The 15,149-nt window shown below is 49.7% G+C and carries 15 protein-coding genes; 8 read left to right on the top strand and 7 right to left on the bottom strand.

From position 1 onward, the window contains the following. Positions 1–175 precede the first annotated feature (175 nt). The 6 genes from PHU49_06995 to recO are packed head-to-tail and all read left to right on the top strand — an operon-like array spanning position 176 to position 5,798. Positions 176–763 carry an NAD-binding protein gene (locus PHU49_06995; protein ID MDD5243748.1) on the top strand — a complete coding sequence of 196 codons (588 nt, stop codon included), beginning with the start codon at positions 176–178 and terminating at the stop codon, positions 761–763. Further along, complete coding sequence (locus PHU49_06990; GenBank protein ID MDD5243747.1) at positions 760–1,536, top strand: carbon monoxide dehydrogenase accessory protein CooC; 777 nt, start codon at positions 760–762, stop codon at positions 1,534–1,536. The genes PHU49_06995 and PHU49_06990 overlap by 4 nt, the downstream gene beginning before the upstream one ends. Beyond that, on the top strand, positions 1,533–2,252 hold the full coding sequence (locus PHU49_06985; protein ID MDD5243746.1) for a lysophospholipid acyltransferase family protein: 720 nt from the start codon (positions 1,533–1,535) through the stop codon (positions 2,250–2,252). The genes PHU49_06990 and PHU49_06985 overlap by 4 nt, the downstream gene beginning before the upstream one ends. A gap of 32 nt (positions 2,253–2,284) precedes the next feature. Beyond that, positions 2,285–4,315 (top strand): DNA translocase FtsK 4TM domain-containing protein, encoded by a 2,031-nt coding sequence (locus PHU49_06980; protein MDD5243745.1) that lies wholly within the window; start codon positions 2,285–2,287, stop codon positions 4,313–4,315. Between the two features lie 56 nt (positions 4,316–4,371). Further along, entirely contained in the window at positions 4,372–5,010 is a 639-nt protein-coding gene (locus PHU49_06975; GenBank protein MDD5243744.1) for an outer membrane lipoprotein carrier protein LolA, read from the top strand. Continuing rightward, positions 5,010–5,798, top strand: a complete 789-nt coding sequence (recO, locus tag PHU49_06970; protein ID MDD5243743.1) for a DNA repair protein RecO — start codon at positions 5,010–5,012, stop codon at positions 5,796–5,798. The genes PHU49_06975 and recO overlap by 1 nt, the downstream gene beginning before the upstream one ends. 195 nt (positions 5,799–5,993) lie before the next feature. Here the strand turns inward: recO and PHU49_06965 are convergent, their stop codons facing one another. From PHU49_06965 to PHU49_06935, 7 genes are read right to left on the bottom strand one after another with little or no spacing between them, the layout of a single operon-like run. Next, positions 5,994–7,883 carry a hypothetical protein gene (locus tag PHU49_06965; GenBank protein MDD5243742.1) on the bottom strand — a complete coding sequence of 630 codons (1,890 nt, stop codon included), beginning with the start codon at positions 7,881–7,883 and terminating at the stop codon, positions 5,994–5,996. A 29-nt stretch (positions 7,884–7,912) separates the two neighbouring features. Next, positions 7,913–8,161, bottom strand: a complete 249-nt coding sequence (locus PHU49_06960; GenBank protein MDD5243741.1) for a hypothetical protein — start codon at positions 8,159–8,161, stop codon at positions 7,913–7,915. A gap of 18 nt (positions 8,162–8,179) precedes the next feature. Then, positions 8,180–9,244 carry a cytochrome bc complex cytochrome b subunit gene (locus tag PHU49_06955; GenBank protein MDD5243740.1) on the bottom strand — a complete coding sequence of 355 codons (1,065 nt, stop codon included), beginning with the start codon at positions 9,242–9,244 and terminating at the stop codon, positions 8,180–8,182. Further along, complete coding sequence (locus tag PHU49_06950; GenBank protein MDD5243739.1) at positions 9,225–9,695, bottom strand: Rieske (2Fe-2S) protein; 471 nt, start codon at positions 9,693–9,695, stop codon at positions 9,225–9,227. The genes PHU49_06955 and PHU49_06950 overlap by 20 nt, the downstream gene beginning before the upstream one ends. Further along, on the bottom strand, positions 9,692–10,426 hold the full coding sequence (gene sdhB / locus PHU49_06945; protein MDD5243738.1) for a succinate dehydrogenase iron-sulfur subunit: 735 nt from the start codon (positions 10,424–10,426) through the stop codon (positions 9,692–9,694). Before sdhB ends, PHU49_06950 begins: the two co-directional genes overlap by 4 nt. Continuing rightward, on the bottom strand, positions 10,423–12,129 hold the full coding sequence (locus PHU49_06940; GenBank protein ID MDD5243737.1) for an FAD-binding protein: 1,707 nt from the start codon (positions 12,127–12,129) through the stop codon (positions 10,423–10,425). The genes sdhB and PHU49_06940 overlap by 4 nt, the downstream gene beginning before the upstream one ends. After that, on the bottom strand, positions 12,129–12,473 hold the full coding sequence (locus tag PHU49_06935) for a hypothetical protein (protein ID MDD5243736.1): 345 nt from the start codon (positions 12,471–12,473) through the stop codon (positions 12,129–12,131). The genes PHU49_06940 and PHU49_06935 overlap by 1 nt, the downstream gene beginning before the upstream one ends. Before the next feature lie 126 nt (positions 12,474–12,599). On the opposite strand from PHU49_06935, the gene PHU49_06930 reads away from it, so the two are divergent. Both PHU49_06930 and PHU49_06925 read left to right on the top strand, forming a co-directional pair. Further along, on the top strand, positions 12,600–13,850 hold the full coding sequence (locus PHU49_06930) for a Wzz/FepE/Etk N-terminal domain-containing protein (GenBank protein MDD5243735.1): 1,251 nt from the start codon (positions 12,600–12,602) through the stop codon (positions 13,848–13,850). Positions 13,851–13,876: 26 nt separating this feature from the next. Then, the coding region (locus tag PHU49_06925) for an SLBB domain-containing protein (protein MDD5243734.1) at positions 13,877–15,149 on the top strand (1,273 nt) is incomplete at its 3' end.

Raw genomic sequence — 15,149 nt, 5'->3', positions numbered from 1 at the left:
AATTGAAAAAGGTCTTCAGGAGGAGAAACATGGAGAAACGTATAGCGAAGATGAAAGACCACTACATCATATGCGGCATAGGGATGGTGGGACTTTATGTCACCCATGAACTCTTTATTACCAAGAGACACATTGTCGCCATAGATACCGATGAATCAAACAGGAGCTACTGAAGATGCACGATCTGAACGTCGACCTTCTTGTAGGTGATGCCACGGAGAACGAGGTGCTCTGGCAGGCCATGATCGAAAAGGCGCACGGTCTCTTTGCCACGACGAATTCTGATAACGACAATATCGTAATCGTTCTCACCGCCCGACAGCTTAACCCCAAGATGAGGATCATCGCGCGGTGCAACGACGCGAAAAACACCGATAAGCTGCGGAGAGCCGGGGCTGACAATGTTGTCGCCCTCAACTATATCGGTGGTTTACGAATGGCTTCCGAAATGATCAGGCCCCACGTGACGTCTTTCCTCGACATGATGCTCCGGGACAAGGAATCGCCGATACGCGTTGAAGAGGTCCATATCACCAGGAATTCACCCTATCTCGGAAAGGCGGTCAAGGAGATCGATTTCAAGATGATAGGAAACATCATGGTGATCTCTGCGCGCAAGCCGAGCGGGGAATGGATATACAACCCCTATCCCGATACGATCATTGAGCAGGACATGAGCCTCATCGTTATCGCGACACCCGAGGAGAAGGAACTCCTGCGGTGTCATGTTTGCGGTGAATCTAAAGACAAGCCGGTCGCATGAAGATAGCCATTTCAGGAAAGGGAGGGGTGGGAAAGACAACGCTGGCAGGTGTTATGGCGAGGATCCTCGGAGAAAGGGGATACAGGGTGATTGCCATTGACGCTGACCCGGACTCGAACCTCGCAAGCGCCATCGGCATCAGCGAGGAGCAGATGAAGACCGTCCAACCCCTGGCGCAGATGAAGGAGTTCATAGAAGAGAGGACAGGGGCAAAGAAAGGGACATACGGGGCGTTCTTCCAGCTTAACCCCAGGGTCGATGATATACCCGAGATGTACTCTGTCGCGAAGGATGGTGTAAAGCTGATCCTGCTGGGCAACATCCCACAGGGCGGCGGCGGTTGTTTCTGTGCTGAGAATGCGCTTTTGCGAAGCCTCATGGCCTACGTGATGATCGAGAGGGACGAGTATGTGATCGTTGACATGGAGGCTGGTCTTGAACATCTCGGAAGAGGGACAACGGAATATATGGACGCGCTGATCGTTGTCGTTGAACCGGGACGAAGGAGCTTTCAGACCGCTTACCAGGTGAAAAGGTTATCGGAGGACCTGAATATTAAACGGGTGTATATCGTCGGGAACAAGATCATGGACCAGGCCGACAGGTTGCTGATCAGGGAAAGCCTGAAAGATCTCACGTATCTTGGCGACATCGGGTACAACGAGAAGGTGGCAGAGGCCGATAAAAAAGGTGTATCTCCGTATGACATGGACTCAAGGATAAAGACAGAGGTGGAACAGATCCTTTACGCCCTTGAACAAGAAATGAAATGAGGAAAGCGCTCTCTTCCCTGAACCTTCTATTCACCACCATATTCCTTTCCGTTATTGCCCTCATCATATCCCCCTTTGACAGCAGAGGCAAACTGATCCACGGGATAGCAAAATTCTGGGCAACCACTCACATCAGGATAGGCGGCATCAAGGTTGTGACGAGCGGCTTAGACAACATTGCAACCCCCCCGTATATCTTCATGTGCAATCACCAGAGCGCACTCGACATATACGGTCTTCTTTGCTCACTGCCTCTGTCGTTCAGATGGATAGCGAAAAGACAGCTCTTTCTTATCCCTCTTTTTGGGTGGGCCCTGAAGAGGGGGGGACATATAAGCATTGACAGGGAGAATCCGAGAGAGGCGCTCAAGGCCATCGATGAGGCGGCCCGCAAAATACGGGAGGGGATGAATATCATTATCTTCCCGGAGGGTACAAGAAGCATGGACGGCAGCCTGCTGCCCTTTAAAAAGGGAGGCTTCTCTCTTGCCCTGCGGGCCATGGTCCCTATTGTGCCCGTCGGCATTGTCGGCACGAGCACGCTCCAGCCAAAAGGCAGTTTCATTCCCAAAAGAAAAGGGGTAATATACATTCATATAGGGAAACCGATATCACTGGAGGGGATGGCCCGCTCGGCAAAAGGAGAGGTAATGAACAGCGTGAGGGCGAGCATAGAGAGGCTCATGCAAACAGGTGAAGGCAGTAGTGATGGATAAGTAATAGTAATGAAAACAAAAAGGCTTGCCGTATGTCAACGGAACTGAAAAAAGAGATCATCGGAGTGGGTTTGCTGGGGGCCTTTATCTTTCTCTTTGTAAGTCTCATCTCTTATCACCCCCTTGACCCGTCATTTTTCGCCGCTGCCGGGGGAGCAACAAGAAACCTCTGCGGCAAGGCAGGCTCATATATCGCTGATCTTTTGATCCAGATATTCGGGATGATGAGCTACGCCGTTACCGCCGTCATGCTTTTTTTCGGGTTGTTGTATCTTAAGAAGAAAGAACCCCCCCACATACTGGTCTTTTCCGCGGGGCTCGTGCTGCTTTTCCTGGCGCTTTCTTCCCTTTTCCAGATCGTTATCGGCAAAGTCCATCTGAGAGGCGTTCCCGTAGAGTTCTCCGGTTTTCTTGGTTCTCTCCTTGAAAGGGCGCTGATGAACGCATTCAACTACTTCGGCAGTATCCTTATATCAGCCGTCATCCTCCTTATCTCAGTCTTCCTGATCATTCAGGCCCCTCTCCTCTCTATCCTTGAAGAGCGGATCGCACGGAGAAAGGTTGTTGAGCGCAGGCGCGAGATCAAGGTAACGGAAGAGAAAAAGGAGGAACCGAAGGCAGAGAAAAAGGCTGCTGTCGTTCAGGAGACCTTTGAATTTTTCAAGGAGATAGGGCCCTATAAGCTCCCGCCGACGTCATTACTCGATGCCGTTGAGAGAAAAGAGGTGAAGGTCGACAAGGAGAGCATCCAGGCCAACGCAAGCATACTCGAGAAAAAATTGAAGGACTACGGGATTGACGGAAGGGTCACAGAGGTCAGACCGGGTCCTGTGATCACGATGTACGAATTTGAGCCGGCGCCCGGCATCAAGGTAAGCAGGATCGCCAATCTCGCAGACGACCTTGCGATGGCCTTAAGCTCTGTATCGATACGCATCATCGCCCCCATACCCGGGAAATCGGTAGTGGGTATAGAGATCCCCAACACGGTGCGGCAGACGGTCTACCTGCGGGAGATAATAGAGTCGGATATGTTTGCCGCGTCGCATTCACACCTCACACTTGCCCTCGGCAAGACGATCGCCGGCGAGCCTTTTGTCGCCGAGCTTGCCAAGATGCCCCACCTGCTCGTTGCCGGCGCGACGGGCTCAGGGAAAAGCGTCTCCCTCAACAGCATGATATGCAGTATCCTCTTCAAGGCAACGCCGACGAACGTACGATTCCTCATGATCGACCTGAAGATGCTTGAGCTGTCATTCTACGAAGGCATACCCCACCTCCTCCTCCCCGTGGTAACGAACCCGAAGAACGCGAAAACGGCGCTCAGGTGGATGACTGACGAGATGGAGCGGCGATACGCCATGATGGCTGAAAAGGGCGTGAGGAACATCGAGAAATATAACCAGAAGATGGTGAAGCAGGAGTCGGAGACGATCCCTTACATCGTCGTTGTTATCGATGAGCTGGCAGACCTCATGATGGTTTCTCCAAAGGAGGTCGAGGAATATATCGCACGGCTGGCACAGATGGCGCGGGCATCAGGCATCCACCTTATCCTCGCCACGCAGAGACCATCCGTGGATGTTTTAACGGGTATTATCAAGGCAAACTTTCCTGCCAGGATCTCCTGCAAGGTCTTTTCCAAGGTGGATTCAAGGACGATCCTTGATACCAACGGCGCGGAAAGCCTCCTCGGATTCGGCGACCTGCTTTTCTTAAGCCCCGGGATCGGAAGGTTGCAGAGGCTCCACGGGCCTTTTGTCTCCGAAGGCGAGATACGGCGCATCGTTGAGTTCCTGAAACAGCAGGGGACCCCAGCATACCACCAGGAGATACTGGAGGAAAAAGAAGAGGAGGATGCAGGGGAAGAGATGGATGATGAAAAATACCGGGAGGCGGTGGAGTTCGTCATGACCAGGGGTGAGGCCTCTATCAGCATGATACAGAGAAGGTTCAGGATCGGTTATAACAGGGCGGCGAGGATCATAGAGCGGATGGAGACGGAAGGGATTGTCGGTCCATCGGATGGAGTAAAGTCGAGAGAGGTGTTGAAGAGACAGTGAAATACAGCGGAGAGCATAAAAAAGCTTATTTTACAAAAGTTATAGCATGTTTGTTTGTGCTCATATGTATCGGTTTCGGCAATATTTATGCTGCTGAACCCCGAACTCCTAACGCCGAACGCCGAACGGATTCTTCCTCCCCTTTCGACGGACTGAAGAAGACCTATTCAGAGGTGAATTCGCTGGAAGCGGTTTTTCATCAGAAGATATTTATCGCGGGCTTAAAAAAGGAAAGGATGTTCGAAGGGGATTTTTTCTATAAACGTCATAAAGGGTTTTTGTGGAAGTACAGGACACCGAAGGTAAAGTTTTTTCTTTATGATGGGAAATACATGTGGCAGGGAGAAGATGAAAAGTCCTTTGTTGTGAAAGAAAGGATCAGGAAAGAGAAAACGACAGGCACGTTCCTTGACCTCATCGAAGACATTGCGAGGATCGACGAACTCTTCACCTTAAAGCAGCAGTCTGTCGCCGGCAGCCTTGAAGTCCTGGAGATCGTGCCGAAGAAGGACGGCACGGCGAACTCGGCAAAGATATGGATCGATAAACAGAATGTTGTGCAAAAGATCGAGATCCGTGAATTTACCGGCAACATCAATACCATAGAATTTTCAGCAGTGAAGATCAACCGGGGCGTCGACGATGCGCGATTTATATACAGGCCGGAAAAAGGCAAGGAGATAGTGGAAAGATAATGGCGCTGCATAAGGATGAGGCGATAGTCCTCTTCAAGAGGTCGTACGGGGAATCGGACAAGATCATCAGGCTCTTCACGATGTTGTCGGGGAAGGTCGCGGCAATCGCGAAAGGCGCCAATAAAAGCCAGAAGAGGTTTGCCAACACCCTTGAACCGTTCAACCGTATCAGGGTTGAATATTTTGAAAAATATGGAAGAGGGATGGTGAGGATCGAAAACGCCGACATCATTGAAACAAACAGCGGTATTGAAACGAGCCTGAAACGAGCCTGCACAGCGGGTTTTTTCGTGGAGTTCGTCGACAGGCTGACGAAAGAGAGAGAGCGGCACGATGATCTCTTTAACATATTGGCAGAGATACTCCAGGGCATCAGGGGCGCTGAATTTACCTATGACGATATACTGTATTACCAGCTCAGGATGCTGGAGATCCTCGGTTTTATGCCGAACTTCCATGCCTGCGTCTATTGCGGACAGATCATGGCGGCAGATAAAAGGATATTTTTTTCCAGGGAAAGGGGCGGCATCCTCTGCCATAAGTGCGCACCATCACTTCCCCACCAGGTCTGCGCGGAAGGCCTCATAGAGGACATCGTGTCCGTGCAGCAGGGAAACGGCAGGACCGCGCCGGGATTTCAGGTTGCCTGCGGGTGTGCTGAGAAGGGGCCGGTATATCTGAAGAATGGTTTTGAGAAGGCGGCTCAGGATATTATGGAGGGCTTCATGACCTTCCATCTTGATGTGGAGTTCAAATCCTACCGGATATTAAAGGGACTTATCGCATAAATCGCTCCCCAGCTATCAGCTATCAGCGAACAGTATATCGTATATCGGACATCGAATACCCAATCACCAATGACCAAGCTCCAATGAATCACCAATATTCAATCACCAAACAAAGGCCCGACGGTAATGTTCCCCGTTTGGGTATTCGGTCATTGGTGATTGGGTATTAATTGGTGATTGATGTTTGGTTATTGGTTATTTTTTCTTCAGCACGATCATCCCGGCCCGCATGTCGGTCTCATATCGTGTTGATCGTGCAAGCTCTCCTATCAGGTCATCTTCGGGGTGTTCAAGGACGATCACCATCTTGCCTCCCTCTTTCAGGTAGGGCATGCCCCTTTTGGCATATGCCTTTGTCGCCTCGGCGAGGGGGAAACTCTCTTCCCAGACATATTGCAGCGATGGCTGGACAAAGATGAGATCGAAAGAATTGTGCAGAAGGAACGGGAACGCGACGTCAAAGTGGAAGAAGCCGTTGTTCCTTGCCAGTGATCCGGCATCGATGAACCAATCCTTTTTCGTCAGATTTTCCCAGGTAGTGTCGTCGCTGTCGAGATTGGAGAGGATATCCTGAATCTTTTTGTTGTCCACGGTTTTCGTGAAATACGTTGAGGTGATGAGGTCCATGGCATCCCGTATCCTTTCCCCATATCGTTTGAGCTTCCTTTCAAGATCTTCTCTTACCTGAATATCTTCCTTGATCCTGTCTGAAAGGGTGAAATAAAGTCTGTACATCTCTTTGAAGTCGTTGATGAGGTCCTGTGGATTTTTATTAAAAAGACCCATCTGGTTTTTTGTATCAAAATAGGCCGCCATATCTGAGATGGACATACCGATGAGAGGATTGCCGTATTTAAAATGTCTTGCCGCTGTGTTGAAACGGTTTATTGTCATGGTTCGCAGGATATCAAGGGCAAGGTGTGAACGTTCTATACCGTAAAGGATGTTATCAATGATATACCGTTTGACCAGCGTCTCATCCTCCCATTCGGCGACAAAGGTATTCTTTTCGCGGTATGGAAGGACAAAGGCAAAATAGGCGAGCCCCTCGATGAGGTCACTGGTAAGATTGCCGAAATTCGGTGTCATATCGAGAATCCTGAGCGAGAGAAGCTGCTCTTTTGTGGAATAAGCACTTTTATCGGCAAGAAAGATCCCTTCAAGGTTCGTATTCGTCTGGTATCCCTTTTTGTTGAAAAGAAAGGACGAGATATCCGATACATTATGTTCGCTGATTGTGTCATGTTGCGTATAAACCTTTTGCGGCAGGTCTACCTTTTTCTCCAGGAGATATGACTCGGAGCATTGCAGTTGCCTGTCCCCGAAGAGTTCTTTAAAGGTATCGATGAGCTTTGGATATACCTCGGTCTTTTTTCTGGCCCCCTGTAATGATCTCTGGACAGACTCCCTCTTTTCTTTCAGGAGTTCGATGAGGCAGCCCCTTTCCTCCTCCAGGATACCGGGGACTGTTTTTGTCAGGCCCTTGAGAGAGAAGATCTCATAGAAGAGGTGCAGGGCGTCCCGGTCACTTTCAAACATCGCCGTTTCAAGATCCAGCACCAGGAGCCGTAATTCATAGTTTACAGGCCTTTTTACGAGTATCCAGTCCCGCCCGTTTGTGAGAATTCCCCAGGGGGTTTTCGCTTTCTTTAAGAGGTATGCGATCTGATATATAGGTATTCTGTTTTCGAATTCGAGAAAGAAACCGGTGATACCCTCCTGCAGGTTCCTCCCGTATCTTTTGAGAAGTAATATCCCGAGCGCTTTTGCGTAATAGTCGAAGGTCCCCCAGAGCTGTGAGCTTTTGAACCTTTCTTCTTCCGATGAAAAGAGGACCGCGTCGGGCTCCTTAATGTGTTCCTCGAAAAACTTTGGTTTTGATTCATAGGAAAGTCCGAGGATTTTCAGGATAGGTTTTACAACGTGAACCTCTGTATGGATCTCGCTGGCAAACTTTTTAATATCCTGGAACTTCGTGAGGATCTCCAGGAGAGACGCGCAGATACTGTCTTCTGCCGGTAAGGCACGTATTTTATGAATGGCGGAAGAGGAAAAAAGGGTGTTTCTTGCAATGGAACGATACATATTCTGAAATCATAATAGTTTGGAACGGTTTAGTCAAGGAGAGGGATATCTTTCTGTTCCTGATCTATCCCCATCCTCTGGATTCTTTCAATCTCTCTGAGCTTCATTTTGATGATGACGATAAGACCGATGATACCTATCCAGAACAATGCGAGTGCCTGGAAGATGATAAGCCTGTCATAGGGAGCCGCAGGGAAGACCTCGATTGCTTTGTCCTGGGCAAAAAGGTCAAAGGCATTCGTAAAGATGAACGAGGCAGCGAAGATGATCCTTTTCATATATATCCCCTTAGCTCATTAGCTCACAAACCCGATGATAGTCATAACGATAAAATACAATGTATAGAACACGCCTATCCAGGTAAAAAGCACGCTTTTTTCCCCCCGGCTCGATCTTCTGTCAAAGAAGGGGATGAGGAAGAAAAACAGAATGCCGCAGGATATGAGGATGATCGCTATGGTCTCACCATTTAATCCGAGAATATCACCGGGGAACAGCTTCAACGTCTGGAAGAGGAACAGGAAGTACCATTCCGGTTTTATATTCTCCGGTGCAGGTGCAAGTGGATCGGCCATTTTCCCAATCTCCGGCGGCAGCAATGTTGCCAGTGATACCACGATACCTAAAACCAGGAGCCAGATAATGAGGTCTTTATAAAAAAGGTTCGGGAAAAAGGGTATCTGTTTTTGAGGCTTCTTCTCCAGGGAGAGAGGCACGCTCATCCCGTGGTACTGGACAAGGAGCACATGGATGCCGATCAGGGCAAGGGTGATTATGGGGAGCACCGATACATGAAACGCGTAGAAGCGGATCAGCGTTTCACCGGTTACATCAATACCGCCCCGCAGGAATGCCTTGATAAAGCCCCCTATGACGGGAAGGTTGCCGGCGCCGCCGGTTGCCACACGAACCGCCGCGAATGCCCGTTCATCCCAGAGGAGGAAGTAGCCGCTTAAGCCGAAAAAGATCGATATTGCGAGGAGTATAAACCCCGATATCCACAGGAGTTCCCTTGGCTTCCTGTAAGACTTAAGGAGGAGCGTGCTGAACGCGTGGATAAAGAGGACCATGATGGCGAGCTGCGCGCCCCAATGGTGGATGGAGCGGAAGAACCATCCCATATTCAGCTTGGTGACGATCTCGATAATGCTCTTGTTGGCATGTTCGAAGTAGGGGATATAGTAAAAGGAGAGGACCATGCCCGTGATGAACTGGAGTACGAAGAGGAACATGGCAATGCCGCCCGTGTAGTACCAGATCTCATACTGATGAACGGGGACGAGCTTGTGCCTGGCAAGTCTCTTCATCTCCTCTACGTCGTATCTCTCTTCGATCCAGTCCTTAAGCCTTTGGCAGCTCAACCTTTATCCCCTTTTTCGCAACGATCAGTTTTTCCCCTTCGGTGGTGATCTCGAAGAACTCCAGCGGTTTCGGCGGCGGACCGTCTATGTTTTTCCCGTTGTCATCGAACCAGCCCTTGTGACAGGCGCAGTAGAATTTTTTATCTTCCGGTTTGTAGGTGATATTACACTCCATATGTGTACATACGCCTTTCAGGGCGTATGTTGAGCCATTCTCTTTTTTGAAGAAAAGACCGAGCTTTCCGCCCCAGGCAAAGGGTTTGACAGAGTTTGGCGGTATGTTTATAAAGTCGGTTGTTTTGAGTACAACGAAATCGGGTTCCTTGCCGAGCGTGGGAAAGGCAAATTTCAGGAGGGCATAGAGGCTGCCGCCGCAAAATGCAACAAGCCATCCGCCAAAGAGGGTATTGAGAAAGGTCCTTCTCGTTACGAGGGAATAGGCAATCTTCATTTTATCCCCTTTCCGAAGAGCTTGTGCTTGACGAGTTTTTTCCTCAAGCTTACGATAGAATCAGTGGGACGTACATCCTTGGGACAGGCATCGATACACCGCAATATCGTGTCGCAGCCCCAGACGCCTCTGTCGTTATTGACTGCGTCAAGGGCGCTTGCTGGTCTTTCATCCCTCGAATCCAATACAAAACGCTCGAGCTTTGCGAGGGCCGCTGGTCCTGCGTATTCAGGGTCCCTGGAGAGGACAGGGCAGGCCCCATAACAGCATGCGCAGAGGATGCAGTTCACAACCTGATCGATGCGGCTTCTATCCTCCTCGCTCTGTTCAATCTCCTTGTCAGGGTCAGTGCTTGTCCGCATCAGGTACGGTTTTACCTTCTCGTACATATTCCAGAAGGGCGTCATATCCACCACAAGGTCTTTTATGATCTCGAAGTTCGGAAGAGGTTCGAGGATAATCGTGTTTGATCCGAAGGTTACTACCTGTGTTCTGCAGGCGAGGTCTATCTTGCCGTTGATCACCATGGCGCAGGAACCGCACACCGCAGATCTGCAGGATGAGCGGAACGAAAGAGTCCCGTCTATCTCGTCCCTGATGCGCAGGAGAACAGCAAGGACCGTTAAACCGGGCAATACCTTTATGCGGTATGATTCAAAAAAAGGCTCTGTTTCCGGTTCTTTCACATCATACCGCAGGATCTTGAATGTATATTCGCTTGCGGTTATCAATATTTCCTCTCCATTGGCTGGTATTTCGTTATCACAACCTTTTTGGAGGAGATGACGGGCTCGCCGTCCGTACCTATCTTCGCGATCGTATGTTTGAGCCAGTCAGTATCGTTCCTTGTGTTGAAGTCCCTCCTGAAATGCGCGCCCCTGCTCTCTTCCCTGAGATATGCCCCCAGCGCAATGGTATGGGCCACCTCGAGCATGTATTCGAGTTCGATGGCATTCAGGAGTTCATGGTTCATATGGAGCTTGGGAGATGAGACGTGTACATGTTTGTAACGTTCCTTCACCTCCCCGATATTTTTTACCGCCTGGCCAAGTTCCTCTTTCTTTCTAAAGATACCCACAAGACTGCTCATCGTCTTGCTCAAATCCGAGAGGATCGTGTATGGTTTTTCATTCCCTTCATGGATCAATCTGTGTATCTTCTTTTCCATCTCCTCTTTCCTGCTCATGAGGAGCCTTTCGTCCAGCTTTATCTCACCGTTCTGAAGATACTCATCGATGGCGAAGGATGCCAGTTTCCCGAAAACGATCGTTTCGAGCAGGGAATTGCCGCCAAGCCTGTTTGCCCCGTGGACACTTACGCAGGCGCATTCTCCGGCACCATAAAAACCTTTTATGTCGGTTTCACATCTCTCGTTGGTGTCTATGCCGCCCATGGAATAGTGCTGGCAGGGCATGATGGGGATAGGTTCGAGGATGGGGTCAATCCCGATAAAATCCAAGCATATGTTCCGTATACCCGGCAGCTTTGCCAGTATCTTTTCTGCACCAAGGTGCCGTAAATCGAGATTGATATATTTGCCGAGGGGATGTTCGAGCCCTCTTCCCTCATCTATCTCTGTCTGGATGCTCCTCGATACGATATCCCGCGGCGCAAGCTCCATAGCGTTCGGCACATAGCGCTTCATGAACCTCTCGCCATCTTTGTTTGTCAAATACCCGCCCTCACCGCGGCATGCCTCTGTCATAAGGATGTTCGTGCCAATAAGAGCGGTGGGGTGAAACTGGACAAACTCCATATCCTTTATGGGGACACCGGCCTTATAGGCAATACCAATACCGCTGCCCGTATTGATAAGGGCATTTGTGGAATAAAAATAGACCCTGCCATACCCGCCCGTGGCGAACAGTATTGCTTTTGCACGTATGGGGATAATCTCTCCGTTCTTAAGATCGAAGGCGATGACACCGTGACATTGGCCTCCATCGTTTACAAGGGCGATGACGAACCATTCGGGGTAGACCTTCACACCTTTGAAGACAGCCCTTTCATAGAGCGTATTGAGCAACACGTGGCCCGTTAGATCTGTTGAGTAGCATGTCCTCGGATACCCGGCACCGCCGAACGGTCTCTGGGCGATGGAGCCGTCGGGGAAACGACTGAAGGGACATCCCCAGTGTTCCATCTCATAGACGATCTTGATAGCCTCCTGGCACATAAGTTCAGCCGCGTCCTGATCGGCAAGGTAATCACTACCCTTAACCGTGTCAAAGGCGTGTTTTTCCCAGGTATCGTCTTTTGCGTTCGGATTGTTTGCGAGTGCCGCGTTTATTCCGCCCTGCGCGGCGATCGAATGGGATCGTATGGGGTAGACCTTTGAAAGAAGCCCTACATCATACTTATCACACAAACCAACTGCCGCCCGGAGTCCTGCAAGACCTCCACCCACAATGAGCACATCGTGATAAAGCATCATTACGACATTAAGAAGTAGATGTAAAGTAAGAAAGCTGAAAGGACAGATGCAACCACGTTCGATGCCAGGAACAACCTTTTTTCGTTTCTGTAACCCAGATCCATAATGATTGTCCGTATGCCGTATATGCTGTGAAAGGTGAAGAGAATGAGGATCAGGACATCGACAACCGGTTGCCTGTGGAGACTCAATGCCCAATCCGGTTTCTTGTCTTTTGTGAAGAGGAAGAAACTCGTGAGGATCTTTATCCCGAAAAGGACAATAAGCGAAACACCGCTGATCCTATGAAAGAGCCAGATAAACATGCTGTTTAAGAATAACAACAGTGATATGTTTTTTGTCAAGAAAAATCTCTCATCATTATCAGCAACTGCATAAAAATCTCTTGACTTTTAAGGGTTAGCAAACGAATAATTAAAGGACATCGGGGGCCTGTAATTTAATATTATTGGATTAATTGGGAGAGAATTGTGGAAGAAAACCTGCAAAAAACAGAAGACGACGAGATCAATCTCCTCGATTATCTTATAGTCCTTGCGAAACACAGGAAGATCATCATCTATACGACCCTCGGGCTTATGGTGATCATGGCCATTTACAGCCTCATTATATCGCCGATCTATAAAGGGGAAACGAAGATACTTCCGCCACAGCAGAGCAGTTCCGGCATGGCATCACAGCTTTTAAGCCAGCTTGGAGGGGCGGCGGGTCTCGTCGGCGGCGTGGTGCCGGTAAAAAGCCCCAACGACCTCTACATCGGGTTGATCAAAAGCAATACAGTCCTTGACGGGATAATCGACAGGTTCAACCTCATGTCCCTGTATAAGGCAAAATTTCGGGCGGTAGCGAGGGGATCCCTGTCAGGTGACCTCAAGGTGACAGACGATAAAAAGAGCGGCATTATAACGATCAGCGTGGAAGATAAAGATCCCCGCAGGGCGGCAGATATGGCGAATGCCTTCGTGGAAGAACTGCGAAGGCTGACAAAGGGCCTTGCCGTCTCAGAGGCAAGCCAGAGGAGGCTCTTTTTTGAAGAACAGCTTGAGGATGCAAAGACAGGGCTTGTGAGATCAGAAGAGGCCATGAGGGGGTTCCAGGAAAAGACAGGCGCCCTGCAGATCGAAGGGCAGACAAGGGCAGTCATTGAAGGCGTGGCGCAATTGAGGGCCCAGGTCGCCGCCAAAGAGGTGGAGCTCCGGGTCATGAGGACATACTCAACGGTGAACAATCCCGATGTGAAGAAGGCAGAAGCGGCGATCAACGGAATGAGGGCCGAGCTTGCCAAGCTTGAGAAACGGAAGGGCGATGGCCCTGACCCCTTGATGCCGACAGGGAGAATGCCCGAGGTCGGGACAGAATATATACGGAAATTGAGAGACCTCAAGTTCAACGAAACCCTCTACGAGCTTCTTCTGAAACAGTACGAGGCGGCGAAGCTCGACGAGGCAAAGGATGCAACGGTCATACAGGTGATAGATAAGGCCGAGCCGCCCGAGCAAAGGATAAAACCGAAACGGAGGCAGATGGTGATGATCGCCGGCGTTGTAGGTTTTTTCCTTTCCATCTTTGCGGCATTCTTTCTCGAGTATATGGAGAAATCTTCCCTGAATCCGGAAAACAGGGAAAGGCTTGACACGCTGAAAGGATACATCAATGTCAAGCAGGAGTATCTCAAACTGCAAAGACTGATCCGTCGGCGCAGCAAAGACAGCAAGACATAGAATATATTTTGAACGAGGTGAGGTTTATGACGACAACGAAACAGGTTTTAACCATATTCTTATGCATAATGGTTTTTGCCTGTAATATATACGCGCAGCAGATTCAGGGCGCACCGGTCGCGCCCGGCGTACAATCGCAACCCGGACAGTCATTCCAGACCGGGCAGGCCGTTCCCTACGGACAGCAGATTACACAGCAGCCGGTTTTGCAGCAGGGACTCCAAACAGGCCAGCAATTACCACCACAATACCCCGCTCAGCAGGGAACACCGGCTATTCCGGAAGGGAAGACTCAGCAGGCAACGCCCGTCGTTCAGCAACCTTCTGCAGGTACGATTTCGGAATTTGAGCAATTTATATCAGGCAAGACTCCATTGACAATATCTACCGAGATCAGGCAATTCGGTTATGACCTTTTTAAGCGAACCCCATCAACGTTTGCGCCCGTTGATAAGGTTCCCGTTGGGCCTGATTACGTGGTCGGACCCGGTGACGAACTGAAGATAACCATCTGGGGAAATATTGAGGGGCAGTGGACGGCCATTGTGGACAGGGACGGGAACATTAGCCTGCCGAAGGTCGGGATCCTGGGTGTCACAGGGCTGACGTTTAAAGAGCTGAAAGATACCCTCCATAAACAGTTATCAAAGTACTATACAAACTTTGAGATGAATGTCAGCATGGGAAATCTACGGACCATCCGGGTCTACTTTGTGGGGAATGCTGAAAGGCCTGGTTCGTATACTATTTCCTCCTTGTCGACCCTTGTCAATGCGCTTTTCGAGTCAGGCGGGCCGAGTAAGAAGGGAACAATGAGGGATATTCAGCTTAAAAGGCACGGCAAAACCGTCGTACGCTTTGACATATATGATTTTTTGCTGAAAGGGGATAAGACAAAGGACGCAAGGCTTATGCCTGAAGATGTTATATTTATCCCGCCCGCCGGTCCCCTGGTCGCGATAGCCGGCAATGTTAAAAACCCTGCGATCTATGAGTTGAAAGGGGAATCAAAGCTTTCCGATTTGCTGAACATGGCGGGGGGCCTTACAGCCACAGCATTTAAGGGCAGGGTGCAGGTTCAGAGGATCGAAAATCACCAATTCAGGACCATCTTCGAGAGCGATCTGATCGACATCGATAGAAATTTAAAAAAGGATTTTATTGTAAAAGACGGGGATCTGGTAAAGGTGTTCGCGGTGGTTGATACGAAGAACACGATACAGATTAGCGGGCCTGTGGCCAATCCCGGCGCATATGGCATCACTCCCGGCGCTACAAGGATTAAGGATGTTATCTCCT

The sequence above is a fragment of the Syntrophorhabdaceae bacterium genome (assembly GCA_028713955.1).
Classification (GTDB): domain Bacteria; phylum Desulfobacterota; class Syntrophorhabdia; order Syntrophorhabdales; family Syntrophorhabdaceae; genus UBA5609.
Note: the sequence above shows the minus strand (reverse complement) of the source record. Positions and strands in the feature narration are given on the sequence as shown.